This window comes from Nonomuraea sp. NPDC050451 (assembly GCF_044458585.1).
Genome location: NZ_JBITHZ010000004.1, coordinates 302,066 through 326,409 on the forward strand (window position 1 = coordinate 302,066; position 24,344 = coordinate 326,409).

Below are 24,344 nucleotides of genomic sequence, written 5' to 3' on the forward strand. Positions count from 1 at the left end.
TTCCTTAATGCGCAACACGTGCCGGATATGCAATGACGATAAAGCCCTGTGCACCTCCGAACAAGGCTGCCTTAGTCTGAACCTGGATCATGACATGTCGGAAAGAGGGGACATGGCGCAGCGGCGCTTGCTGGAGGGACTCGGCGTCACCGTCGCCGAGGAGACCGCCTACCGCGCGCTGCTCAGGCACGGACCGGCGACGCTGAGCCAGCTCGCCGCCGAGACCGGCTCGTCCGCCGCGGCCATCCGCCGCATGCTGCCCCGGCTGGAGGACCTCGGCCTCATCTCCCGGGTGGCCGGCCGGCCGCTGCGGCTGATCGCCACTCCGCCGAACGTCGCCATCGACATCCTCGTCGCGCGCCGCCAGGAGGAGATCGCGCACAGCAGGGCCGCCGCCGCGCTGCTGGCCACCGAGGTCGCCGAGCGCAACGGGCCGCACCCGGAGGAGGTGCTGGAGGTGGTGAGCGGGCGTGACGCCGTGGCCCGCCGCTATCTCCAGCTGGAACGCAACGCCACGCGGGAGATGCTCGTGCTGGTGCATCCGCCGTACGCGGTGGACGTCAGCGACGACCGGGAGAACCGCAGGCGGGCGGCCCGCCAGGGGGCGCCCATCCGCGGCATCTACGGTCCGCAGGCGTTCGAGCATCCCGGCATGCTGGCCCACACGCGCCGGGCCATCGCCGACGGCGAGCAGGCCAGGCTCGGGCAGGTGCCGGTCAAGCTGGCCATCGCCGACGCCCGCACGGCCATCCTGCCCCTGGTCTCCGACGAGGACCAGGCCGTGGAGAGCGCGCTCGTGGTGCACCCGTCCGCCCTTCTGGACGCCCTGGTGGGGCTGTTCGAGACGCTGTGGCGGGCCGCCGTGCCGCTCCGCCTGACCGCCGCGGACGGCCTGGAGCCCGAGGTGTGGCCGCGCACGCCCGACACGGAGGTGCTGGCACTGCTGGCGGCCGGGATGAAGGACGACGCCATCGCCAGGCAGCTGGGGCTCAGCCCGCGTACGGTGCAGCGCCGGGTGCAGATGCTGTGCGAGCGCCTGGACGCCAGGACCCGCTTCCACGCGGGCTTCCTCGCCGCCCAGCACCGCCTGCTCGAATGAGCTAGGCCTCGGCGCTCAGGGCGGTCTTCGTCAGCTCCGCCTGGCGCTGGATCTGCCCCAGGACGATGGGGTTCACCCCCTTGGCCTGGAACGTGGCGACCATCTGGTCCATCACCGCGTTCGCCCGGTCCAGGTCCCCCTGCCGGGCTTCGGCCCTGGCCAGGCGGCGCATCACCATGTTCAGGGTGATGTTGTCGATGCTCGCGTCGCGGGCGACCTGGCTGAGGTGCTCGATGCCCTGCTTGGGATCCGGCGGCCGGACGCGCAGCCGCTTGCCCGCCGTCACCGCCTTGAACTCGCGCTCGGCGTTCAGCCCCTTGACCAGGCGGGCGTAGACGGCCAGCGGGTGGGTGCCGTACCGGTCGATGACCTCGTCCAGGGCCTCGTTCCCCGAGCGCAGCGCGGGCGAGTCGGAGCCGAGCAGCGAGAACAGCTGCCCCTGCTCCTCGCCCAGCATCAGCTCGGCCACCTGGTGGTCGTCGCGGCCGACCGGGAAGCGCACCCTGACCAGGCACGCGGGGGAGACGATGCGGGAGCCGTCCGCGGCGATGTACTGGGCGCGCACGTGATATTCGCCGGGCTGCTGGAAATAGTGCCCGTCGCGTCCGTGCCCGATGTACGCGCTGCGGTACATGGCCGGGTTGCCCTCGTCCAGCCGGATCTCCGGCGAGGCGTCCACGCAGTGCCGCATCATCGGCCGGTACAGCACGGTCCTGCCGCCCGGCTGCGTGATCGACACCTGGGTGAACTCGGTGTCGGGGTGCAGGTGGCCGTGCGTGACGCGGGGCTCGCCGGCGCAGGACAGCTTGAACTCGACCACGACGGGCTCGCCCAGCTCGAACGACTCCTTGGCGCGCAGCTCCAGCCGCAGCCCGGAACGGTCCTCCACGGGCTGCTCGAACGGCGCGATCTCGGCGGCGCCGGTGCCGAACGCGTTCGCGCCCATGGCCACGTCGCGGTAGAAGCCGTGGCGCAGGTGGACGAGCTCCGGGTCCGTGAACTGGAACGGGAACGCGGCCCAGTAGCCCGGCTCGCCGCCGGGTCTGTAGTTCTGCACGTAGTTCATCCACGACAGGTCGCCGAAGCCGCCGTCGGGGCCCAGCGGCTGGGGCGGGCTGCCGAGGTTCTTCTGCCAGGAGTGCAGCAGGTTGAAGGCGTGCCCGAGCTCGTGCACGTACGTACGCAACTGCGCCCGCTGCGCCTGCGGCGCCGTCCCCTTGATCACGTCGTAGAACACCGCGGACCCCTGCCGCTGGTGCGCGTCGTTGTAGTCGAACATGATCCCCCGGTAGCCGCCCACGTGCTTGCTGGCCACCAGCAGCCACATGCGCCAGGCCGGCGCGTCGCCGAACGCGCCGAACTGCTGCGTCATCGCGTGATGCAGCTCGGCGTCGTCCCACGCCAGGTCCGCACCCGACCCGTCCACCGGGATCACCCCCGGCTGGGCGAGGGTCAGCTCGATGCCCGCCTCCGCGTACGCCGCCCGCACGCTCAGCTCCCTGGCCGGCGAGCCGCTCGGCCCCGGCAGCGTGCCGGTCTGGTACGACACGAACGGCACGGTCCCGATCACGGAGTCCTGCTCCAGCAGCACGCTGCGGAAGTACGGCGAGGCGAAGGCCACCTGGTAGGCGCGCCCCGCGACCTCGGCCGTGCCCGACCCGCCGGTGATCGTGACGCTCACGTCCTTCGCCGGGGTGTCGAACGTGAAGACCCCGCGCCCCTGGATCCGGGTCTCCGTACCCTCCGAGCGCGCGGTGGGGGAGTTGACCACGAACGAGCCGGCGTAGGAGGTCGTCGCGCCCGCCACGGTGAACAGGTCGCCGCTCACCCGCCCGGTGGGCCTGACCCCGTCGATGTCGACCCGGAGCGCCAGCTGCGAGTCGCCGTCCTGTCCCTGGTACAGCCCGCTGATCATGGGCGCTCCCTCGCTCGGGGCCTACACGAGGGAACACTTCACCGACCGCGGGTGCCTGTCAACGCGTTCCGCGAACTTGGAGAGCTCCGAGCAACTCCTCCGACGCCTTGGTGATCGTCTCCACCGCCCGGTCGAACGCCTCGGCGTTGTGCGCGGCGGGCGCGCGGAAGCCGGAGATCTTCCTGACGTACTGCAACGCCGCCGCCCGCACGTCCTCCTCGGTCACGCTCTCGGTGTACGGGGGCCGCAGGGTCTTGATGCTTCTACACATGCCCTAACCGTAACTTCGTTCAGCGTGCGTCGACCGCCGGACCGAGCTCGTTGCCGAAGTCGATGGCGATCTTGCGCATGCCCTCGGCCAGGTCGTCGCGGTCGATCGCGTCGATCCGCTCGGCGGGCCCGGAGACCGACATCGCGGCTACCACCCGGTCGCCGTCCCACACGGGAACGGCCAGGCAGTGCACGCCGAGCTCCTCCTCGCCCAGGTCCATGGCGTGACCCTGCGTCCTGACGAGATCGAGCTCGGCCAGCATGGCCGTCACGTCGGTGATCGTGTTGGGGGTGCGGCGGGGCATGCCGGTGCGCTCGAAGACGGCCACCGCGTCGCCCGCGGGCCGTCCGGCCAGCAGCACCTTGCCCACGGCCGTGCTGTGCGGCAGCACCCGCCGGCCCACCTCGGCGAACATCCGCAGCCTGCGCGGCGAGGGCACCTGCGCCACGTAGACGACGAAGTCGCCTTCGAGCACGGCCAGGTTGGCGGTCTCACCGGACAGCTCGACCATCTTGGTCAGGTACGGCTGCGCCCACACGCCCACCATGCTCTCGGCGATGCCGCCCAGCCGTACGAGGCCGCCGCCCAGGGCGTACCTCTTGTCGGATTCCTGCCGTACGTAGCCGCGGGCGAGCAGGGTGCGCAGCAGCCGGTGGATGGTCCCGTACGGCAGACCGGTCCTGGCGGCGATCTCCGACAGGCCCGCCTCGCCTCCGTGCTCGGCCAGCGCCTCCAGCACATCCAGCGCCCGCTCCACCGACTGGACACTCATAGGGAGACTCCACGCAGTGAAGCGTCGAGCACCTCGGCTGTGTGGGCCACCCTGATGTCCGAGCCCGCGCGCCGCATGGCCGCGGCGATCTGCATCGTGCAGCCGGGGTTGGCCGAGACCAGCAGCTCGGCGCCGGTCGTGGCGACCGCGCCGGCCTTCCTGTCGCCGAGGTCGCGGGCGGCCTGCGGCTGGAAGATGTTGTACGTGCCCGCCGACCCGCAGCAGATGGCCGACTCGGGGATCTCGCGGATCACCAGCTCGGGGATGCCGCTCAGCAGCTCGCGCGGTTGGACGCGCACGCCCTGGGCGTGGGCCAGGTGGCAGGCGTCGTGATAGGCGACGGTGAGCGGCAGCGGGTGGCGCTTGGCCACGGGCCCCAGCTCGGCGAGGTATTCCGACAGATCGACCACCCTGAACCCCGGCTCGCGCCCGAGCAGCTCGCCGTACTCCTTCATCGAAGATCCGCAGCCTGCCGCGTTGACCACGACGGTGTCGACCCCGGCCTTCTCGAACGTCCTGACCGTGCGCCGCGCCAGCCGCCTGGCCTGTTCGTCGCGCCCGGAGTGCACGCTGAGCGCCCCGCAGCAGCCCTGGCCGCCGGGGATGACCACGTCGCAGCCCTCCAGGGAGAGCACCCGCGCGGTGGCCGCGTTCACCTGGGGGAAGAACTCGCCCTGCACGCATCCGGTGAGCATGCCCACCACGGCCCGGCGCTCGCCCCTGGCCCTGACGACGCGCGGCATCCGCTGCCGGTGCTCGACGCGCGGCGCGAGCGCGGCCATGGCGCCGAGGCTCGGATGCGCCCTGGCGAGGAACGGCGCCATGCGCTCGGCCAGCCACATCCCCGGCCGCAGCAGCCGCAGCCTGCGCGGATAGGGGAACAGACTGAACACGATCCCGCGCACGGCCCGCTCCTGCGGATCCCGCACGTGCTCGTGCTCCACCTCGGCCCTGGTCTGCTCGATCAGGCGGTCGTACCGAACCCCCGACGGGCAGGCCGTGACGCACGCCATGCACCCCAGGCAGGCGTCGAAGTGCCCGGCCATCTCCGGCGTGATCGGGGTGCCCTCGACATGCTGCTTCATCAGGTGGATGCGGCCGCGCGGCGAGTCCATCTCCTCGCCCCACAGCACGTACGTCGGGCACGTGGGCAGGCAGAACCCGCAGTGCACGCAGTCGTTGATCAGCTCGGGATTCACGTTGCTCAGATCCCTCCCAAGAACCGGCCGGGAGACATCCTGCGCCCGGGATCGAACCGTTCCTTGACCCGCCGCATCAACGGCAGCCCGCTCACCTGCCCCCACCTGTCGACGCTCTCGTACGGCGTGGCCAGCACGTTCAGCCGCCCGCCCAGCGCCTCGATCAGCCCGCGCAGCCGGGTGACGGCCGCAGCCAGCTCCTCCTCCGAGACCTCGCCCCAGAGCTCCAGATACGCCCGCCCCGCCGCGGCCGAGCCGCGGAAGGCGAAACCGGCCTCCCCGGCGGCGGCCAGCGCCTCGGCCGCGCGCGCGGGCGGGAACCGGGTCTCCAGCAGCACGTCGTCCCTGAGGATCAGCCCCCACCACTCCGGCGCCTCGGCCGTGACCGTGCCTTCTCCCAGCACCTCGCGCAACGCCAGCGCGCGCTGCTCGGCCGCCGAGCCCTCCACCAGCACCGCGACCGTCGCCTCCTTGCCGTCGGGGCAGTCGATCTCCACGGCGGACGGCTCGGCCTGGGAGGCGGCCAGGCGGAGCAGCACGTCGTCCGCCGGTTCGGTGACCGCCACGAGCCAGCGCCGCTCGGCGGGCAGCGGGTGCAGCCGGAACGTGGCCTCCGCGATCACGCCGAGCGTGCCCTGGGAGCCGGTGAAGAGCTTGCCGAGGTCGTAGCCCGCGACGTTCTTGACCACCCGGCCGCCGGACTTGGCGATCGTCCCGTCGGGCAGCACGACCGTGATGCCGATGAGCAGGTCGCGGGCGGTGCCGTAGCGGAAGGCGCGCGGGCCCGCCGTCGCGGTGGCGAGCGTGCCGCCGACCGTGGTGTGCTCCCTGAACGGCGGGTCGAGTGCCAGCTCCTGGCCCTGCTCGGCGAGCGCGGCGGCCAGCGCGTCCATGGTCAGCCCGGCCTGCGCGCGCACGACGAGGTCGCCGGCGGCGTGCTCGACGAGGGAGTTCATGCAGCACATGTCGATGAGCACGTCGCAGCGCTCGGGCGGGGCACCCCAGTGCAGCTTGGTGCCGCCGCCCGCGGGCACCGCCGCCAGGTCCTTCTCGGCGCAGGCCCGCAGCACGGCCGAGATCTCCTCGACCGTCTCGGGCAGGGCGACCCAGCGGGGCCGGACGCCGTTGACGGCGTCGTCGGCGTCCGCCTGCCTGATGGTCACCCCCGTGTCGGCCAGCATCAGAACTGCTCCGCCTTCCCCGACTCCACCAGCGGGTGCACGCCCTTGCGCACTCCCGGCACCTCGCCGCACAGGCGCGGGGTGGGGAACACCTTGCCCGGGTTCGACAGGCCCCGGGGGTCGAACGCGCACCGGACGAGCTGCATGGTGTCCAGGTCGTCCGCGCTGAACATTTTCGGCATATAGCGGGATTTATCCACCCCGACTCCGTGCTCGCCCGTGATCGATCCGCCGTGCTCGATGCACAGGTCGAGGATCGCCCCGGAGACCACCTCGGCCCGCTCGCCGGCCCCCGGCTCCTCGTCGTCGAACAGCACGAGCGGGTGCAGGTTGCCGTCCCCGGCGTGGAAGACGTTCGCCACCCTGATGCCGTGCTCGTGCGAGAGCCGGTCGATGGCCGCCAGCACGCCGGGCAGGGACGTACGCGGCACCACGCCGTCCTGCACGATGTAGGCCGGGCTGATGCGCCCGACGGCGGCGAACGCCGACTTGCGGCCCTTCCAGATCGCCGCCCGCTCGGCCGGTCCGGCGGCCACCCGCAGCTCGAAGGCGCCCGAGCAGATCTCCGTCAGCCGGGCGAACTGCTCGTCCACCTCCGCCCGAGGGCCGTCCAGCTCCACGATCAGCACGGCACCCGCGCCCTCGGGGTAGCGGCAGGCAACCGCCGCCTCGGCCGCCTCGATGGCCAGCGCGTCCATCATCTCGATCGCGGCGGGCACGATGCCCGCGCCGATGATCGCCGAGACGGCCTGCCCGCCCTGCTCGATGCTCTCGAACGCGGCCAGCACCGTGGTCACGGCCTCGGGCGCGCGGCTGAGGCGTACCGTGATCTTGGTGGCGATGCCCAGCGTGCCCTCGGAGCCGACGAACGCGCCCAGCAGGTCGTAGCCGGGGTCCATGCGGTCCAGCGTGACCAGGTCGCCGTCGGGGGTGACGATCTCGCAGGCCTCGACGTGGTTGACGGTGAAGCCGTACTTGAGGCAGTGGGCGCCGCCGGAGTTCTCGGCGACGTTGCCGCCGATGGAGCAGACCTGCTGGCTGGAGGGATCGGGCGCGTAGTAGTAGCCCCGGTCGCGCACGGCCTCGGTGATGGCCAGGTTGGTGACGCCGGGCTCGACGACCGCCCGGCGGTTGTCCAGGTCGATCTCCAGGATCCTGCGCATCTTGGAGGTGACGATGAGCACGCCGTCCTCGCGGGGGAGCGCGCCCCCCGACAGGCCGGTGCCCGAGCCCCTGGCCACGAAGGGCACGCCGAAGTCGTTGCACACGCCTACCACGCGGGCGACCTGCTCGGCCGTGTCGGGCAGCACGACCACGCCGGGGGTCGCCCGGTGGTAGGTGAGGCCGTCGCACTCGTACGTGCGCAGGCGTACCGGATCGGTGATCACCGAGTCATGGGGCAGCAGCGAGCGCAGGGCCGCCGTCAGCGTTTCCAGCACCCGATCCCCCTCTTTTTCCTAGTTCTACGGCATTCGAGCATAGGCGGGAAGCGTCAGGAATTCGGCGAAGTCGTCGTCCAGCGCGACCTCCTTGAACAGCGCGGTCGCCTGACCGTACAGCTTCTCGTCATGGCCGGGCTCCTCGGCGATCCTGGCGAGCTCCTCCGCGATGATCTGCTCGACCAGTTCCTTCGTCACCTGGGCTCCCGTGTCGGCGAGCGTGATGTCGTTGTGGATCCACTGCCAGATCTGCGAGCGCGAGATCTCGGCGGTGGCGGCGTCCTCCATGAGGTTGTGGATCGCCACCGCGCCCAGGCCGCCCATCCAGGCGGCGAGGTAGCGCAGCGCCACGTCCACGTTGTTGCGCAGCCCGGTCTCGGTGATCTCGCCCGGCGTCGCGGAGACGGCCAGCAGCTCGGCGGCGGTCACGCTGACGTCCTCGCGCAGCCGGTCGAGCTGGTTGGGCCGCGACCCCAGCACGCCGTCGAACACCTCGCGGCACACCGGAACCAGGTCCGGGTGCGCCACCCACGAGCCGTCGAACCCGTCGCCCGACTCGCGCGTCTTGTCCGCCCGCACCTTCTCCAGCGCCACGGCGTTCACCTCGGGGTCGCGCCGCGAGGGGATGAAGGCCGCCATCCCGCCGATGGCGTGCGCGCCGCGCTTGTGGCAGGTGCGCACCAGCAGCTCGGTGTACGCGCGCATGAACGGGGCCGTCATCGTGACCGCGTTCCGCTCGGGCAGCAGGAACTCGCGGCCCCGGGTCCGGAACTTCTTGATCACGCTGAACAGGTAGTCCCAGCGGCCCGCGTTGAGCCCCGCCGAGTGGTCGCGGAGCTCGTACAGGATCTCCTCCATCTCGAACGCGGCCGGGTAGGTCTCGATGAGGACGGTCGCCCTGATCGTGCCGTGCGGGATGCCGAGGAGCTCCTGAGCCCTGGTGAACACGTCGTTCCAGAGCCGCGCCTCCAGGTGGGACTCCATCTTGGGCAGGTAGAAGTACGGGCCCTTGCCCTTGTCGATCTGCCGCTGGGCGCAGTGGAAGAAGTAGAGCCCGAAGTCGAACAGTGAGCCCGAGACCGGCTGCCCGTCCACCTGGGCGTGCTTCTCGTCCAGGTGCCAGCCGCGCGGGCGCACGACGACCGTGGCCAGCTCTTCGTCGGGCCTGAGCGCGTACGACTTGCCGCCGGTCTCGAAGTCGATCGTGCGGTCGAGCGCGTCGCGCAGGTTGAGGTGGCCGCTCACGCAGTTCTCCCAGAGCGGCGAGTTGGCGTCCTCGAAGTCGGCCAGCCAGACCTTGGCGCCGGAGTTGAGCGCGTTGATGGTCATCTTCTTGTCGACCGGGCCGGTGATCTCCACCCGGCGGTCCTCCAGACCGGGCGCGGGCGGCGCGACCTGCCAGTCGGCCTCCCTGACCTGCTTCGTCTCCGGCAGGAAGTCGAGCAGGCCGCCCGCGGACAGCTCCGCCTGCCGCGCCTGGCGGGCCTCCAGCAGCTCCAGCCGCCTGGCGCCGAACTCCCGCTGGAGAGTCGCCACGAAATCGAGCGCCTCAGGCGTGAGGATCTCGTCGAACCGGTCGAGCATCGGGCCGGTGATCTCCATGGGGTGCCTTTCCGCTTCGTGGAAAATGACTTCTGGATTGTGGAAGTGAAGTTACTCCCCTGGTAGTCCCGGGTCAAAGGTTGGGGTTCCTTCGGGGAGTCGTCGGGGGCATCCCCGATGCGGTCAGGGGCGTGCCCGGACAGGATTGACGGCATGAAGACCATCGCGATCGCGGGCGGGCTGCTGGCCTCCGCGCTGATGCTGACGGGATGCGGGCTCGCGAGCATCGCCGGTCCGAGCAGCGAGGAGACGGCGTCCTACGAGGTGACGGACAAGGTCGCCAGGCTGCAGGTCAAGAGCGGCGCGGGCGAGACCGTGGTGACCGAGACCGGCGGCGGCTCCGTACGCGTCACCGAGACGCTGCGCTGGCGCGGCGACGACAAGCCGAAGCCGCAGCACAGCGTCGAGGGTGACACGCTGCTCATGTCATACGACTGCCCATCGAACCTGGGCAGCTGCAGCGTCGACTACAAGATCGAGATCCCCAAGGGGCTGGCCGTCGACCTGGAAAACGGTTCGGGCGACGCCACGCTCAGGGGCCTGACCGGGGACCTCGCCGTACACGTCGGCTCCGGCGACCTGGACGCCGCGGACCTGGCGGGCAAGAAGGTCGTCGCGGAGGCGGGGTCCGGGAACGTCGAGCTCAAGTACACCGCCGCGCCCGACAGCGCCGAGCTGCAGACCGGCTCCGGGGACATCGTGCTCCGCGTGCCCGACGGGGCCTACGACGTCAAGACCCAGGTGGGGTCCGGCGACGCCGACGTCTCGGTCAAGAAGGACAGTTCCTCACCGCACAAGATCTCGCTCAAGGCCGGATCCGGCGACGTCACGGTGTCGGCCGGATAACGGGGTGATTGTGCCGGGGGTGTCGTGCCACCATCGTGGGAAGACACCGAGGTGTCCAGACGTTCCCTAATAGAGATGACACGAATGCACGATTACACCGCGCTCGACCTCGACGAGTTCGAGACCGGCGACATGGACCTCGAGGAGCGCCAGGCGCTGCGCCGCGTGGCGGGCCTCTCCACCGAACTCCAGGATGTCTCCGAGGTCGAGTACCGGCAGCTGCGGCTGGAGCGGGTCGTCCTCGTCGGCGTCTGGACGTCAGGCACGGTGGACGACGCGGAAAACTCCCTGCTGGAGCTCAAGCTCCTGGCCGAGACGGCTGGGTCCCAGGTGCTCGACGGCCTCGTCCAGCGCCGCCAGAAGCCCGATCCGGCCACCTACATCGGCTCGGGCAAGGCGCTCGAGCTGCGCGACGTGGTCGAGTCGACCGGCGCCGACACCGTGATCTGTGACGGCGAGCTGACCCCCGGCCAGCTCCGCCAGCTCGAGGAGACGGTCAAGGTCAAGGTCATCGACCGCACCGCGCTGATCCTCGACATCTTCGCCCAGCACGCCAAGAGCCGCGAGGGCAAGGCCCAGGTCGAGCTCGCGCAGCTCCAATACCTGCTGCCCCGCCTGCGCGGCTGGGGTGGCAACCTGTCCAGGCAGGTCGGCGGTCGCGCCGCGGGCGGCGTCGGCATCGGCGGCCGCGGCCCCGGTGAGACCAAGATCGAGCTGGACCGGCGCCGCATCCGCGAGCGCATGGCCAAGCTGCGCCGTCAGATCAGCGGCATGTCCACCTCGCGTGACACCATGCGCTACCAGCGTCAGCGGCGCGAGGTCCCCGCCGTGGCCATCGCCGGCTACACCAACGCGGGCAAGTCCTCGCTGCTCAACCGCATCACGGGAGCCGGGGTGCTGGTGGAGGACGCGCTGTTCGCCACCCTCGACCCGACCGTGCGCCGGGCGCGCACGCCCGAAGGCCGGCTCTTCACGATCGCCGACACCGTGGGCTTCGTGCGGCACCTGCCGCACCAGCTCGTCGAGGCGTTCCGCTCGACGCTGGAGGAGGTCGCCGAGGCCGACCTGATCCTGCACGTGGTCGATGGCTCGCACCCCGACCCCGAGGGCCAGCTGGCCGCCGTGCGCGAGGTGCTCGGCGACATCGAGGGCGCCTCGGACATCCGCGAGATCGTCGTGATCAACAAGGCCGACGCGGCCGAGCAGGACGTGATCGACCGGATCATGCGGCGCGAGCGCGACTGCGTCGTGGTGTCGGCGCGGACCGGTCGCGGCATCCCCGAGCTGATGGAGGTCATCGAGCAGGAGCTGCCCCGGCTGGACCACGAGATCCACCTGCTGGTGCCGTACAACAGGGGAGACCTGATCTCCCGGGCCCACAAGGAGGGCGAGGTGCTCTCCGTGGAGCACGTGGAGGACGGCACGATCCTGCACGCCCGGGTGCTGCCCACCCTGTGGCAGGAGCTCGAGCGGGTCGGCAAGCCCGTGGAGCGGGTCTTCTAACCCTCCGGCCACCCCCGGTTTCGGTCGTTGCGGCCGGGCGACCCCCACTCAAGCGGTACGGTGGGGTCGCCCGGCCGAGCACGTTCGGGCGGGTCTGCCGTGACGGTCGGCGAACGATGACACCGGTCGGGCGCGACGGCGGCGTGTGGCAGGCTGGAACGTCGGCGGCGAACGTTATGTTGTGGGGTGGCCCTCGCCGCAAAGCACGCATGGCTACCCAAAAGCGGCAGTGGTCCCCGAACCCTGGGATTGCTAGAATCGGCCAGACCCCTTACGCGGTCGGGTTTCTAGGTTTGGGTTCTAGGTTTCGGATGATGACTCTAGTGATCAAAGTCGTCAACGGGGGCCTTGGGGACGAGGTGGGGCTGGGTGACGGTTGGGATCAGTGGTCTTTCTTCCGAATAACCCTGTACAGCAAGCCCAGCTGTGAAATAACGTAACTGAACTGAAATCGCCGGATCATGACTCTGGCGATACGGTCACCGCACAACTCGATGCGGATGAGAGCAGGAGACCCCCCATGTCGTCCGGACCCGGAGCGGACTCAGTGGGCGCGGCACAGCCCCTGAGCTGTGCGCTGCGCCCATGCCGGTGCGCGGGCGGGGGCTCACGCAGGGCGGTGATGCGGTGACCGTTCGACTGCTGACCAACATCGGCCGCCTGTGGACCGGCAACGAGGTCCTCAGCAACGCGGCCATCCTCGTGCACAACGACCGCATCGCGTGGGTCGGGCGGGCGCCCGACCTCCCGCAGAGCGTCCCCGGAGTCGTCGACGACATCGTCGACGTCGACCACGTCGAAAACCTCGGCGGCGCTCTGTCACGCCCGGTCTGATCGACGCCCACACCCACCCCGTCTACGCCGGCAACCGCTACGCCGAGCTGGCCATCCGCACCGGCGGCTCCAGCGCCGCCTCGATCACCGCGGCGGGCGGCGGCGTGGGCTCCACGGTCACCGTGACCCGCGGCACCGACCCGTGGACCCTGTGCAACGGCGTGCGCGAGCGGCTGCGGAGCTGGCTGCTCAGCGGCACCACCACGGTCGAGGCCAAGACCGGCTACCACCTCACCCGCGACGGCGAGCTGGCCGACGTGCGGCTCCTGCGCGAGCTGGAGAAGGAGCCGATGATGCCGCGGGTGCACGTCACGTTCCTGGCGGCGCACGTCGTGCCACCCGAATACTTCGGCCGCCAGCGCGAATACGTCGAGGCCGTGGGCGCCTGGTGCGCCGACGCCGCCGCGGCGGGCGCCGACAGCGTCGACGTCTACTGCGACGAGGGCCACTTCACCACCGAGGAGTCCCGCTGGGTGCTGGCCTCGGGCCGCAACGTCGGGCTCCTGCCGCGCATCCACGCCGGCCTCTTCAGCCGCCGCGGCGCCGTCCAGCTGGCCGCCGAGCTCGGCTGCGCCTCCGCCGACGGGCTGCACCACATGTCGGACGAGGACATCGCGATCATGTCCCGCTACGGCGTGCCCGCCGTCGTCTGCCCGGCCACGGCCCTGCAGCGCGGCCACCTCCCGCCGGTCCGCCAGATGATCAAGCACGGCGTCCAGATCGCCCTCGGCAGCGACCACAACCCCGGCTTCTGCGGCATCACCTCGATGTCCCTGGTCATCGCCATGGCGGTGTCGGCGTTCGGGATGAGCGTCAACGACGCCCTGCGGGCGGCCACCCTCGGCGGCGCCACCGTCCTCGGCGCTCCCGACCGCGGCGTCCTGGCTCCGGGGCGGCTGGCGGACATCGTGCAGTGGGACGCCGACCACGAGGGCGCCTTCGCCTGGTCCTTCGGTCTCAAGCCGCGCCGCGTGTGGCGGGGTGGGACTCCGGTCCAGTAGTTACTCTCGGGGTTATGCCGCCCTCGGTCGCCGTGGTCACCGACTCGACCGCCTACCTGCCTGCCGTACCGGGTGTCACGGTCGTCCCCGTCCAGGTGATCGCCGGCGGGGTCTCGTACGACGAGCCGCTGTTCAGCGGCGACCTCACCACCGCAACCACCTCCCGCCCTTCCCCGGAGAGCTTCGCCTCCTGCTACGCCGCCCTGGCGGCCGCGGGCGCGACAGCAATCGCCTCGATCCACGTTTCCCGCGACATGTCCGGCATCACCGATTCCGCCCTGACAGCCGCGGCCCACGCGCCCGTACCCGTCGAGGTGATCGACAGCCGCTCGATCGCCATGGGCCTCGGCTACCCGGTCCTGTCCGCCGCCCACGCCGCCGCTCGCGGCGCCGCCCTGGAGACGGTGACAGCGGCGGCCCGCCGGTGCATGGAGACCACCCGGACGTTCTTCTACGTGGACACCCTCGACGCCTTACGACGCAGCGGCCGCATCGGCACCGCCGCCTCCCTCGTCGGCTCGGCCCTCCTGATCAAGCCGCTGCTCCACATCGTGGACGGCCGCATCTCGCTCCTGGAGAAGGTCCGCACATCCTCCCGCGCCATCGCCCGCCTGGAGGACCTCGCCGTCCGCGCGGCAGGCGAGGGGCCCGTGGAGGTGGCCGTACAGCACCTCGGGGCAAGCGACCGCGCCGAGGCCCTGGCAGAACGCCTGCCGAAGCGGCTGGGCGGCTTGGGGGAGGTGCGGGTGGTGGAGGTGGGAGCGGTGATCGGCGTCCACGTGGGCCCCGGCATGCTGGGCCTCACAGTCACCTCACATACCCCCTGACCGACCTTTCACGAAGCGGCACGCTGAGGGACGGGCCTCCAATCGCCAACCCGCGCCCCTTCCTCCAGACCGACCGGGCCATCCACGGACCTCCGCCCCTCGCACACCCCTCACCCCTCCGACGCCCAGCAGGCCCCTCAGTCCTCCTAGGACCCAACACGACCGTCAGCCCTGCCACCCCAGCAGGCCCCTCAGCCCTGTCCGTCCCGTCAGTACCAGCCCAGGCCCTCAGTTCGACGCCCGGCGGCGACCCTTAGCCCTGCGACGGTCCAGCAGGACTCTCAGCCCTGCGACGGTCCAGCGGCGACCCTCAGCCCGTGAGTTCCACCAGGAATCCTTAACCTTCCGCCGCCAGCATGGCCCTCAGCGCGGGACATCCGGCATCCCCAGCCTGAGATGCCCTGCAGAGCCTTTCTGCCCTGTGGCGTCTAGCAGGCCCCTCCAGCCCAGCGACGGCCAGCACGACGATCCCGAGCCTGAGATGCCCTGCAGAGCCTTTCTGCCCTGTGGCGTCTAGCAGGCCCCTCCAGCCCAGTGACGCCCAGCACAACGATCCCCAGCCCTGCGATGCCCCGCGGCGCCTTTCAGCCCAGGGGCGCCCAGCGTGCTCCCCACCCAAGCGACGCCCCGCACAACACCCCAAGCCCCGGCGAGGCCCAGCAACAGCCCCAGCCCGGGCGACGCCCAGCACAGCCCTTTAGCCTCCTGCGCGCAGTCCTTCAGCCCTCCGACGCCTTGCCCGCGTGCTCCTGGGCGCGATCCTCAGCCTGCCCGCCTGCCCGCCTGCCCGCATGACGTCTGCCGCCTGCCCGACCGCCGGACTGCCTGCATGCGTGCACGATCCACCTCGATCACGCCGGTGTCGTTGTCCACAGCCCCTTCGCTCATCTCGCACCCCATCCCCAGAACGCGGTTCGGGACCTCCCCGAAGACGGCCAAGGATCTACGTTCTCAGCCGTGCGAACCCCCGACCCCACGGCAGAGCGGACCATAGCCGAGTCCCGGCTACGGTCGATCACCGCGCCCTCCCGCCGCTCCCGCCGCTCTCTCGGTCGGCTCACTGGCACCATGACCGAGCCGGCCGCAGCTCAGGCACGGAGCCACGCCTCAGCACACCAAGCCGGACACCCTTCAATCGAGCCCCGTGAGAGAGAAGCTTGGGAAGACGCCGCCCTCACCACCCTGCGCCAGGAAAGCCGCTGGCAGGACACTGCACCCACTGCAGCATCAGATGAGGAAAGCCGAACACCTCCTGAGCGACATGACCATGATGATGCCGTCACCTCACACCCACCCCGCCAAATCCCCAACCAACGCTCAGACGCACCACCATCACCCGACCAAAAGCACGGACCCGCCCCCGTACCCCCCACCTTCCAAGCATTCCGCGCAGCCCTCACCTCCCAAGCCCCAACCCTCGACCCAGGCAAGCCCGGCCTCCGAGTCCTGCTGGCCGTGGGAGCCCTCGCCGCAGCCGTAGCAGCGTTCTTCCTCTGGCGCTCCCAGCCCTCACCAGAGCCCTTGCCGCCTCCGGCCCCGATCTCACAGCCCCCAAGGTCGCCGTCCCCGACCGCCGTCGCCAAGGTGACCGTCCACGTCACCGGCAAGATCCGCAAACCGGGCGTCTACCTACTCCCCGCAGGCGCCCGAGTCACGGACGCGGTCGCAGCAGCCGGAGGAGTGTCCCGCGGCGCCTCCACAGGCCCACTCAACCTCGCCAGACGCCTGATCGACGGCGAACAGATAGTCGTGGGCACTACCGGCCAGGCAACCCAAGCCCACGCCTCACCCATCGCAGACCCGGCCACCACCGTGCTCGACCTCAACTCCGCCACCACCGACCAACTCGAACAACTCCCAGGAGTGGGCGAGGTCCTGGCAGCCCGCATCGCCGAGTTCCGAGACACCCACGGCGGCTTCACCACCGTCGAACAACTACGCGAGGTGACCGGCATAGGCCCACGAAAGTACGACGAGCTCAAGCCAAAGGTCCGCGTCTGACATGACTCCCCTGCGTCCCGCCAACACCCACCCAGCACCTCCAAACCAAGACAACGCCAACCCCAGCGCCTGGACTGCAGACGGAGCCAGTAAGAACACCGCAGCCACTCACCCAGATCCCGACACTGCCCAGCGCGAACACACCTGGCCCCTCATCCTCCCCGCCCTGGCCGCCTGGGCAAGCGCCTTGGCCCTACTCGGCTGCTCCGCCCGCACAGCCCTAATCGTCGCCATATCCACAGCCCTAGCCGCCTCAGCCATAGCCTGGCCCACCCGATCCACACTGCGCCGCATCCGCTTCCCAGCCCAGCAAGCACGCTCCAACGCCTTGGCCATCCAGCACGAGGCCCCAACCACCCAACACGGCGGCTCGGCCACTCTGCACGGGGGCAACTCGCCCGTCCGGCACGGGGATCCGGCCGCCCAGCGCAAGGGCTCAGCCACCCAGTACGGCGGCTCATCCACCCTGCACGGGGATCCGGCCGCCCTGCACGGGGATCCGGCCGCCCTGGACGGGGATCCGGCCGCCCTGGACGGGGATCCGGCCGCCCTGGACGGGGATCCGGCCGCCCTGGACGGGGATCCGGCCGCCCTGGACGGGGGCTCGGCCGCTCGGCGCGAGGGGTGGGCTTTCCGGGACGGGGGCCGGGCCACCCAGTACGAGGGCTCGGCCGCTCAGCACGGCGGCTCAGCCGTCCTGCACGGGGATCCGGCCACCCTGCACAGGGATCCGGCGAGCCGGTGCGAGGACTGGCCCACCAGATCCGGCAGTATGGCGGCCCCGCCTCCAAGCTGGCGTATCTGGACCTGGCCTACTCGCTCTCTGATCTGGGCCGCCAACTGCGGGAGCATGGCCGCCCGGCGCCTGGCCAGCCGCACCTGCATCTGGCCCACCTACTCCCGGATCTTGCTGACGAGCCTGGCGAGCCGGCTGACCAGGCTTACGGATCGGCATCCGTGCTCCACAAGTGGACGTTCACAGTCACCCACCGACACCGATCAACGTGCGTGGGACCCACCATCCCCACCCTTGCGGATGCGGCGAGGACCTTGCCTCCCTTCCGACCAGGCCGAGCAACATCACAGCCCGTACCCCCAACGGAATGCACGGCGACCACCCCACCCGACCCCCTGGCGCAACATCACCATTGCCACCCTCATCTGCGCGGCCGCTGCCTCAATGTCGATCGCCATCCGCGTTCACGCCCTGACCACCGGCCCAGCAGCCGACTTGGCCAAGAAGAACACCTCCATCAAGGCCCAGATCGCCCTAACAGACGACCCCAAGCGCAGACAAAGCAGAAGCGGTCACTTCAACCAAGAGAGCTACGTAACCCCAGCCATCCTCAAGATCATCCAAACAGCCGGCAACCGGCAGGCCGTCAACGTCCCCATCACCGTCTTCGCCAACGGACACGACTGGAGCACCCTGCTCCCCAGCCAGCACATCGAAGTGACCGGTCGCCTGGCCAAGCCAACCCCAGGCGACCTGGTCGCCGCCATCCTCCTGGTGCAAGGCCCACCACGAGTCCTGACACCCCCGTCCCTGCTCCAAACAGCAGCCGGCAGCCTCAGAGCGGGCCTACGGACGGCCGCCGCCACCCTCCCTGCCGACCAGCAAGGCCTCCTGCCGGGCCTGGTCGTTGGTGACGTCTCACGCATGGATCCCCAGGTGTCGTCCGACCTCAAGGAGGCCGGCCTGAGCCACTTGAACGCGGTAAGTGGGGCAAACCTCGCCATTGTGGCAGGCGCCGCCCTCGCCCTCTCCCGCCTCATCGGGCTTTCCCTCCCGGCGAGGGCCGTCTTCGCTGCCCTCGCGATGCTCGCGTTCGCCGTGGTCGCCCGCCCCTCCCCAAGCGTTCTACGCGCCCTCCTCATGGGCCTTGCCGCCGCCATCGCACTGGGCACAGGCCGAGCAAAGGACGGCCTCGCGGCCCTGTCGGCAACGGTCCTCCTCTTGGTGCTGTTCGCCCCGGAACTAGCCCGTTCATACGGCTTCGCCCTCTCGGTCGCAGCCACCGCCGGCATCCTCATCCTCGCCCCACGCTGGCGAGACCGCCTGTCATCCCCAAAAGCCGAGGACGACCCCGACGAGCAGAACGACACAAGACACGCTAAGCACGCTGATCGTGACCCACAGGGCGAACCAGCTCTACGGGAACGACACGCCCCACAACCGGACCACAGCCTGCACTCTGACCGAAGCGTGCATCCTGATCACAGCCTGCCCCGCGACCACAGCGTGCACCCCGACCACAAGCTGCACCGCGACTACAGCCTGCAGCGCGACCACAACCTGCACCCGGATCCTGCTCTCCAGCCGGAGCGTGCTCTGCGGTCGGCTGGCGGCGGATCCAGGGTGCCGTATCGGTTGCCGCGTTGGATGGCGGAGGCCGTTGCTGTGCCGGTGGCCGCGCAGGTGGCGGTGACGCCCATTTTGGTGCTGATGTCGGGGCAGTTGACGCCCGTCGCCGTGATCGCCAACCTGCTCGTCGCTCCAGCAGTCGCGCCTGCGACGTTGCTCGGTTTCGGTGCCGCCCTGGTGGCGCCCGTATGGCCCGGCGGCGCGGAGCTCCTCGTCGTCCCGGCCGGTTATGCAGTCGGGTGGATCATCATTGTGGCCCGCTGGGCAGTGAACCTGCCTTTCGCCACCGTGCCGTGGCCCGGCGGGCTCCCGGGGTTGGGGTTGCTGCTGCTTGCGGTGGCGATCGCCGTGCCGATCCTGCGGCGCAGGGCGTGGAGGGCCGTGGCGGTGACCGTGGCCGGGGCGGCTTTGGTCGCCGTACTGGTGATCCGGCCCATCGTCGGCTCCTGGCCGCCCAAAGGGTGGTTGATGGTGATGTGCGACGTTGGCCAGGGGGACGGGCTCGTCGTGGCGGCAGGACCGGGAAGAGGGATCGTGGTCGACACCGGGCCCGATCCGATCGTCATGGATCGGTGTCTGCGCAGGGTCGGCGTCGACGACGTACCCCTACTGATCCTCACCCACCCGCACGCCGACCACGTGAACGGCCTCCCCGGCGTCCTCCGCAACCGGCGCGTCGGCGCGGTGGTCGTCAGCCCGCAGCGCACGAGCGCGCGAGCCGTCGCGCATCTCTCGGCCACGCTGGCACGCCGTGGGATACCGGAATGGACGGCCGCACCCGGGACTCGGTGGAGCTTCGGCCCGTCAGAGCTGACCGTGCTCGGTCCCGACCCCATCTTGGGCGAGATGAGTGGGCAGGGGGAGGGCAGCGCGATCAACAACTCCAGCGTGGTCGTCCACGTACGCTGGCGGTCCGGATCCATTCTGCTCAGCGGTGATCTGGAAACGGAGGCGCAGGACGAACTGCTGCGCCGGACGGCTGTGCGGGCCGACATCCTCAAGACCCCACACCATGGGTCCAACCGGCAATCCCCGGCCTTCTTGTCGGCTGTAGGTGCACGAGCTGCCTTGATCAGCGTGGGCGCCGACAACGACTACGGCCATCCCGCGCTGTCAACGCTCGCCATCCTGCGTCGGCTCGGAGCCAGCATCTATCGGACCGACCAGTCCGGCGACCTCGCCATTGTGGAGCGGGAGGGGCGGATGGCAGTGGTTCCGCGCGGCCCGTAGGTCACCACCCGCCATGGCGCCCGAGCAGGAGGCTCTCGCCCTTGGACTGCGACGGCGCCTCGGGGCCGGGGCAGGACGACACGCCCCGGGGGGCGGGGCAGGACGATACGCCCTGGCGCACGCCGGCCGCGCCGGTGGCGTCCTAGTCCCTCAGGTGAGTGCGTCCAGAGGTGCCTGGCCTGTCTAGGGGCACCGGGCGGCGTCCCTCAACTGCGCGGGTGGGCGCCGGGGGGCCTATGGCCGTGAGGGCTGGTGTTACGCGCGGTTGTTTCCGTGGTGTCCGCAAGAGCGCATGCTGCGGGCCGGCCCTGAGGGGCTGCGGTGTGGGTCGGGCCGCAGGGTTGCGGTGTGGGCCGGCCCTGAGGGGCTGCGGTGTGGGTCGGCCCTGAAGGGCTGCGGTGTGGATCGGGCATGAGGACTACGGTGTGGGCCGGCCGCAGGGTTGCGGTGTGGGTCGGCCCTGAGAATGTGGTGTGGGTCCGCCTTGAGAATTGTGGTGTGGGTCGGGCTTGTGGGCTGTGGTGTGGGTCGGGCCGCAGGGTTGCGGTGGGGGGGGCCGGGCCGCAGGGTTGCGGTGGGGGCCGGAGCTGCTAAGGGTGTCAGGGGCCGGCGGCGGGTACGGGGTGCGCTTTGAGTACCAGGTTGTCGGCGACGCATGGCATGCTGCCTGACATGGCGGGAACCGATCCAGCACCTGTGACCCTGGTCCTCGGCGATGAGGAGCTGCTGGCCGAGCGGGCCGTGAGCAATGTCGTCGCGGCTGCGCGGGCCAGCGACCCGCAAGCCGAGGTGCATGACCTGATGGGCGGGAAGGTCGCGGTCGGTGAGCTGACGCAGCTGACCTCTCCGTCGCTCTTCGGCGATCGTTCCGTGGTGGTGATCCGGTCGGCCCAGGATCTTTCCAAGGACGTCATCGCCGAGGTCCTCACCTATGCCAAGCAGCCCTCCGACGACACCGTGCTCGTTCTGTCGCACCCGGGCGGGGTGAAGGGGAAGGCGCTGGTCGACGGGGCGAAGAAGGCCGGGGCCAAGGTGGTCACGATCAACAAGGTCACCAAGGCGGGGGAGCGGCTGGACTTCATCAAGGGGGAGTTCAAGCGGGCCGGGCGGGGCATCTCCGGGGACGCGGCGCAGGCGTTGCTCGACGCCGTGGGCAACGACCTGCGGGAGCTGGCGGCGGCATGCAGCCAGCTGGCGCTCGACACGGAGGACAAGACGATCAGCGCGGCCGCCGTGGCCCGCTATCACAAGGGCCGGGCCGAGGTCACCGGGTTCAACGTGGCCGACTCCGCTGTCGAGGGGCGGTTGGCGGACGCGCTGGAGCAACTGCGGTGGGCTCTCGGCGCCGGGGTCGCTCCCGTGCTGCTGGTGAGTGCGCTGGCCGGTGGTTTGCGGTCGCTGGCCAAGGTCGGCAGCGCACCGCGCAACCTCCGAGGCGGGCAGTTGGCCAGCCATGTCGGCATGCCGCCGTGGAAGGTCGATCGGGTGAAGCGGCAGCTGAACGGGTGGGGGCCTGAGGGGCTGTCCAGGGCGATCCAGGCTGTGGCGAGTGCGGATGAGCAGGTCAAGGGCGGGGGCGCGGACCCGGCGTACGCGTTGGAGCACGCGGTGCAGGTGATTGTGGCCAGCCGAACGGGGCGGTAGGCGGCGGCTGATGCCCCACCCTGGTCCCGGTAGGCGCCAGACAGGGGAGGTCCAAACGGGCTGGCTGTACCGGGTCGGCGGGCTTGACCTTGGGCGTCGGCTCGGCGTATCGGGTGGTTCGGTGAACGGTGCTGGCTGGGCGTGTGGTCGGCAGTGCACGCAAGGAGATGCTTGGGTCGTTGGCTGAGCGTGGGCTGGGGGAGGGAGCGAGGCTGAGTCGTCGCTGGAGCGGCGGATGTCGAGCTGGGCGGACGCGATTGGCGACCAGTCCGTGTGACAGGTACTTGGGTGCTGGTGCCGGTGCCGGTGCCGGTGCCGGTGCCGGTGCGGCCACCGGTGCGGGTGCTGGTGCCGCTGCGGCTGCGGTGCCGGTGCCGCTGCCGGTACTGTTGCGGGTGCCGGTGTCGCTGAGGTTGGCGTTGGTTCCGGTCAGCATCAGGCCCAGCTGGTGCCCTGTCTTTGCGGCCACGGCTACCTCGGTCTGGCCAAGGCTCGTCACGCGCTCGGGCCACACCGCTCTGGCCCCGCGGTCGCGCCCAGGCGGCGCTCCTCCTGTTCGAAGGACTCGGCAATCCCGCCGCCGACGCCGCCAGAGCCTACCTGTGACCATGCCTCCTGTCGCTGAAGCCAAGTACGGCCCTGGGGAGATCGGTACAGCCGTTCGTGCGCGTGGTGTTGGATGAAGCGGTGAACCGTGGACCGCTGGAGCTGCTACACCAGGCCGTCGAACGCACCAGGGCACTGACCCGCAGTCGCCCCGCCACCGGCCGCACCCACGATGACGCCGATCCCGTCGCCGGCAGCCTCGCGACCGACAGCGCGCAGCGCTTCGACCCCTTCCCGCTGCTGCGGGCTCTGGACGCGGCCGGAGCGCGAGCTGTGGTGATCGGCCAGGTCGCCGGGATCCTGCACGGGTCAACAGAGCTGACCGGGGACCTCGACCTGCTGTGGGACGGAGTGCCGGAGCAGGCCGACGCCCTGGCGCGCGCCTTCGCCGCCGCCGGCTGCACGTTGCTGGACGACGAACAGCGCACCATCCCGCTCAGGCCGCAGGCGTTCCTGTGTCCCAAGGTGCAGTTCGACTCCCCCTGGGTGAGCGGCGACTGCTGCACGCCCGCCCTGCCATGGGGATCACTGCCGGTGAGTCCTTTGCTCGACAGGGCGCTGACCGCCGTCGACACGGACGGACTGCGGGTGCTCTACCTGCGCCGGGACGACCTCATTCTGATGCGCCGAGCCTTGGGACGCCCCAAGGACCTGCGTCGCGCCGAAGAACTCGAACGCCTTTGACGAACAAAGGACCCCGACGGTGACCGCAGGCCCAAGCGGCAGCGTGGGGCGCCACAACCATTGATCGGCGACCGGACCTTCGCGACAGCTGGGGTGCGTGGGTAGTCAGAGCGTTGGGCGGAGGGGGCGGAAGAACGTTGTCAGCTCCTTGTGCATCAGCGCAGGCTCCTCCAGGGCCAGGAAATGGCCGCCGCGGCCGGGCTCGCTCCAGTGGCGGAGGTCGGTGCAGGAGCGTTCGGCGATAGAGCGAGGGATGCCGGACATGGACGGTTCGTGGCTGAGGGTGATGGCTGTCGGGACCGTGATGGGTGGGCGGGGAGTGTTGTGCTCCCAGTCGTAGTACTGCCTGAACGACGTGCCGATCGAGCCGGTCGCCCAGTAGAGCGTCAGGATCGTCAGCAGGGTGTCGCGGTCGAAGCGGGACTCCAGGTCGCCGTGGCAGTCGCTCCAATCCCGATATTTGTCGACTATCCAGGCGGCGAGGCCGGCCGGTGAATCGATCAGGGCGGCGGCGATGGTGTCGGGCCGGGTCCCCATGATGGCGCTGTAGCCGCCGTCGAGCTCGTCGTACACCTCCTCTGCCGCCACGAACGCCTGCTCGTCCGCTGACATCGGCGGTTCGTCGAACGACGCGGGGAACGGGGGATGGATCAGGTGGATGCCGATCACCTCCTCCGGGTGAAGCGCGGCCAGCCATTGGGTGGCCGCCCCGCCGATGTCGCCGCCGAAGGCGGCGTACCGGTCGTACCCCAGGGTGTCGGTCATCAGCGTGTGCAGCATTCGCGCCATCGCGGCCCGCGTGAGCGGCTCCGGCGGCAGATCGGAGTAGAGGAAGCCCGGCATGGACGGGATGACGACGTCGAACGCGTCGGCCGGGTCCCCGCCGTGGCCGGCGGGATCGGCGAGGCGGGCCGCCAGGGGGAGCATCTCCAGGAAGCTGCTCGGCCATCCGTGGCAGAGGAGGATGGGCATGGGCGCGGGGCCGACTCCGGCGATCCGGACGAAATGCAGGCCCCCTTCGCGGTGGTGCGGCAGCGCGTTGAGCTCCGCCTCCTGGGCGCGGTAGTCGAACTCCTCCGCCCAGTACGTCACCAGTTCCCGCAGGTACGTGGGGTCGGCTCCGGCCTGCCAGGCATTGGCGCCGGTGCGGCCCGTGAACCTGGTCGCGCGCAGCCGAGCCCGCAGGTCGTCCAGCACGTCGTCGGGCACCTCGATGCGGAACGACGAAAGAGTCACGCATATCTCCGATCAGCTGAAATGTCCCACTGGCCTACCATCGGCCGGCGATCCGGATCAAACGGATTATCGGCTCAGTGAGGGAGAGG

Annotated in this window: 17 protein-coding genes and 1 pseudogene; 9 read left to right on the forward strand and 9 right to left on the reverse strand. The window is 70.5% G+C overall.

What is annotated here, in order from left to right:
- Positions 1-112: 112 nt before the first annotated feature.
- Entirely contained in the window at positions 113-1,099 is a 987-nt protein-coding gene (locus tag ACIBI9_RS16420) for a helix-turn-helix domain-containing protein (protein ID WP_350724860.1), read from the forward strand.
- A gap of 1 nt (position 1,100) precedes the next feature.
- Here the strand turns inward: ACIBI9_RS16420 and ACIBI9_RS16425 are convergent, their stop codons facing one another.
- The 7 genes from ACIBI9_RS16425 to aceB are packed head-to-tail and all read right to left on the reverse strand — an operon-like array spanning position 1,101 to position 9,478.
- Positions 1,101-3,014 carry a hypothetical protein gene (locus tag ACIBI9_RS16425; protein WP_397222902.1) on the reverse strand — a complete coding sequence of 638 codons (1,914 nt, stop codon included), beginning with the start codon at positions 3,012-3,014 and terminating at the stop codon, positions 1,101-1,103.
- A gap of 58 nt (positions 3,015-3,072) precedes the next feature.
- Positions 3,073-3,285, reverse strand: coding sequence for a DUF2277 domain-containing protein (locus tag ACIBI9_RS16430; protein ID WP_397222903.1), 213 nt, complete (start codon positions 3,283-3,285; stop codon positions 3,073-3,075).
- A gap of 19 nt (positions 3,286-3,304) precedes the next feature.
- A complete protein-coding gene (locus tag ACIBI9_RS16435; protein WP_397222904.1) occupies positions 3,305-4,057 on the reverse strand; it encodes an IclR family transcriptional regulator in 753 nt (250 codons plus the stop codon).
- Complete coding sequence (locus ACIBI9_RS16440) at positions 4,054-5,256, reverse strand: (Fe-S)-binding protein (RefSeq protein ID WP_397222906.1); 1,203 nt, start codon at positions 5,254-5,256, stop codon at positions 4,054-4,056. The genes ACIBI9_RS16435 and ACIBI9_RS16440 overlap by 4 nt, the downstream gene beginning before the upstream one ends.
- Before the next feature lie 5 nt (positions 5,257-5,261).
- A complete protein-coding gene (locus tag ACIBI9_RS16445) occupies positions 5,262-6,437 on the reverse strand; it encodes an FAD-binding oxidoreductase (RefSeq protein WP_397222907.1) in 1,176 nt (391 codons plus the stop codon).
- On the reverse strand, positions 6,437-7,873 hold the full coding sequence (locus ACIBI9_RS16450; protein ID WP_397223311.1) for an FAD-linked oxidase C-terminal domain-containing protein: 1,437 nt from the start codon (positions 7,871-7,873) through the stop codon (positions 6,437-6,439). Before ACIBI9_RS16450 ends, ACIBI9_RS16445 begins: the two co-directional genes overlap by 1 nt.
- Before the next feature lie 27 nt (positions 7,874-7,900).
- Positions 7,901-9,478, reverse strand: a complete 1,578-nt coding sequence (gene aceB / locus ACIBI9_RS16455; protein WP_397222908.1) for a malate synthase A — start codon at positions 9,476-9,478, stop codon at positions 7,901-7,903.
- 153 nt (positions 9,479-9,631) lie between these two features.
- Between aceB and ACIBI9_RS16460 the strand changes: the two genes are divergently transcribed.
- The 5 genes and pseudogenes from ACIBI9_RS16460 to ACIBI9_RS16480 all read left to right on the forward strand — a co-directional run bounded on the left by ACIBI9_RS16460 (position 9,632) and on the right by ACIBI9_RS16480 (position 16,490).
- On the forward strand, positions 9,632-10,324 hold the full coding sequence (locus ACIBI9_RS16460) for a DUF4097 family beta strand repeat-containing protein (protein ID WP_397222909.1): 693 nt from the start codon (positions 9,632-9,634) through the stop codon (positions 10,322-10,324).
- Between the two features lie 84 nt (positions 10,325-10,408).
- Positions 10,409-11,827, forward strand: coding sequence for a GTPase HflX (gene hflX / locus ACIBI9_RS16465; RefSeq protein WP_397222910.1), 1,419 nt, complete (start codon positions 10,409-10,411; stop codon positions 11,825-11,827).
- 627 nt (positions 11,828-12,454) lie between these two features.
- Positions 12,455-13,662, forward strand: a pseudogene (gene hutI, locus ACIBI9_RS16470) (imidazolonepropionase).
- Between the two features lie 14 nt (positions 13,663-13,676).
- Entirely contained in the window at positions 13,677-14,489 is an 813-nt protein-coding gene (locus ACIBI9_RS16475) for a DegV family protein (protein ID WP_397222911.1), read from the forward strand.
- A 1,584-nt stretch (positions 14,490-16,073) separates the two neighbouring features.
- A complete protein-coding gene (locus ACIBI9_RS16480; protein WP_397222912.1) occupies positions 16,074-16,490 on the forward strand; it encodes a helix-hairpin-helix domain-containing protein in 417 nt (138 codons plus the stop codon).
- Between the two features lie 457 nt (positions 16,491-16,947).
- On the opposite strand, the gene ACIBI9_RS16485 is transcribed toward ACIBI9_RS16480, so the two are convergent.
- A complete protein-coding gene (locus tag ACIBI9_RS16485; protein WP_397222913.1) occupies positions 16,948-17,172 on the reverse strand; it encodes a hypothetical protein in 225 nt (74 codons plus the stop codon).
- Between the two features lie 498 nt (positions 17,173-17,670).
- On the opposite strand from ACIBI9_RS16485, the gene ACIBI9_RS16490 reads away from it, so the two are divergent.
- The 3 genes from ACIBI9_RS16490 to ACIBI9_RS16500 all read left to right on the forward strand — a co-directional run bounded on the left by ACIBI9_RS16490 (position 17,671) and on the right by ACIBI9_RS16500 (position 23,019).
- A complete protein-coding gene (locus ACIBI9_RS16490; protein WP_397222914.1) occupies positions 17,671-20,085 on the forward strand; it encodes a ComEC/Rec2 family competence protein in 2,415 nt (804 codons plus the stop codon).
- A 672-nt stretch (positions 20,086-20,757) separates the two neighbouring features.
- A complete protein-coding gene (holA, locus tag ACIBI9_RS16495; RefSeq protein ID WP_397222915.1) occupies positions 20,758-21,729 on the forward strand; it encodes a DNA polymerase III subunit delta in 972 nt (323 codons plus the stop codon).
- A gap of 687 nt (positions 21,730-22,416) precedes the next feature.
- On the forward strand, positions 22,417-23,019 hold the full coding sequence (locus tag ACIBI9_RS16500) for a hypothetical protein (protein WP_397222916.1): 603 nt from the start codon (positions 22,417-22,419) through the stop codon (positions 23,017-23,019).
- Between the two features lie 105 nt (positions 23,020-23,124).
- Here ACIBI9_RS16500 and ACIBI9_RS16505 read toward each other — a convergent pair whose 3' ends face one another.
- Positions 23,125-24,255: an epoxide hydrolase family protein gene (locus tag ACIBI9_RS16505; RefSeq protein ID WP_397222917.1), complete on the reverse strand. Its 1,131-nt coding sequence runs from the start codon at positions 24,253-24,255 to the stop codon at positions 23,125-23,127.
- Positions 24,256-24,344: the final 89 nt, after the last annotated feature.

Excerpts from the sequence above, each read along its gene's own strand:
- ACIBI9_RS16420 (WP_350724860.1), top strand. The coding sequence starts at position 113 with ATGGCGCAGCGGCGCTTGCTGGAGGGACTCGGCGTCACCGTCGCCGAG.
- ACIBI9_RS16425 (WP_397222902.1), bottom strand. The coding sequence starts at position 3,014 with ATGATCAGCGGGCTGTACCAGGGACAGGACGGCGACTCGCAGCTGGCG.
- ACIBI9_RS16430 (WP_397222903.1), bottom strand. The coding sequence starts at position 3,285 with ATGTGTAGAAGCATCAAGACCCTGCGGCCCCCGTACACCGAGAGCGTG.
- ACIBI9_RS16435 (WP_397222904.1), bottom strand. The coding sequence starts at position 4,057 with ATGAGTGTCCAGTCGGTGGAGCGGGCGCTGGATGTGCTGGAGGCGCTG.
- ACIBI9_RS16445 (WP_397222907.1), bottom strand. The coding sequence starts at position 6,437 with ATGCTGGCCGACACGGGGGTGACCATCAGGCAGGCGGACGCCGACGAC.
- aceB (WP_397222908.1), bottom strand. The coding sequence starts at position 9,478 with ATGGAGATCACCGGCCCGATGCTCGACCGGTTCGACGAGATCCTCACG.
- ACIBI9_RS16460 (WP_397222909.1), top strand. The coding sequence starts at position 9,632 with ATGAAGACCATCGCGATCGCGGGCGGGCTGCTGGCCTCCGCGCTGATG.
- hflX (WP_397222910.1), top strand. The coding sequence starts at position 10,409 with ATGCACGATTACACCGCGCTCGACCTCGACGAGTTCGAGACCGGCGAC.
- ACIBI9_RS16475 (WP_397222911.1), top strand. The coding sequence starts at position 13,677 with ATGCCGCCCTCGGTCGCCGTGGTCACCGACTCGACCGCCTACCTGCCT.
- ACIBI9_RS16490 (WP_397222914.1), top strand. The coding sequence starts at position 17,671 with ATGTCGATCGCCATCCGCGTTCACGCCCTGACCACCGGCCCAGCAGCC.
- holA (WP_397222915.1), top strand. The coding sequence starts at position 20,758 with ATGGCGGGAACCGATCCAGCACCTGTGACCCTGGTCCTCGGCGATGAG.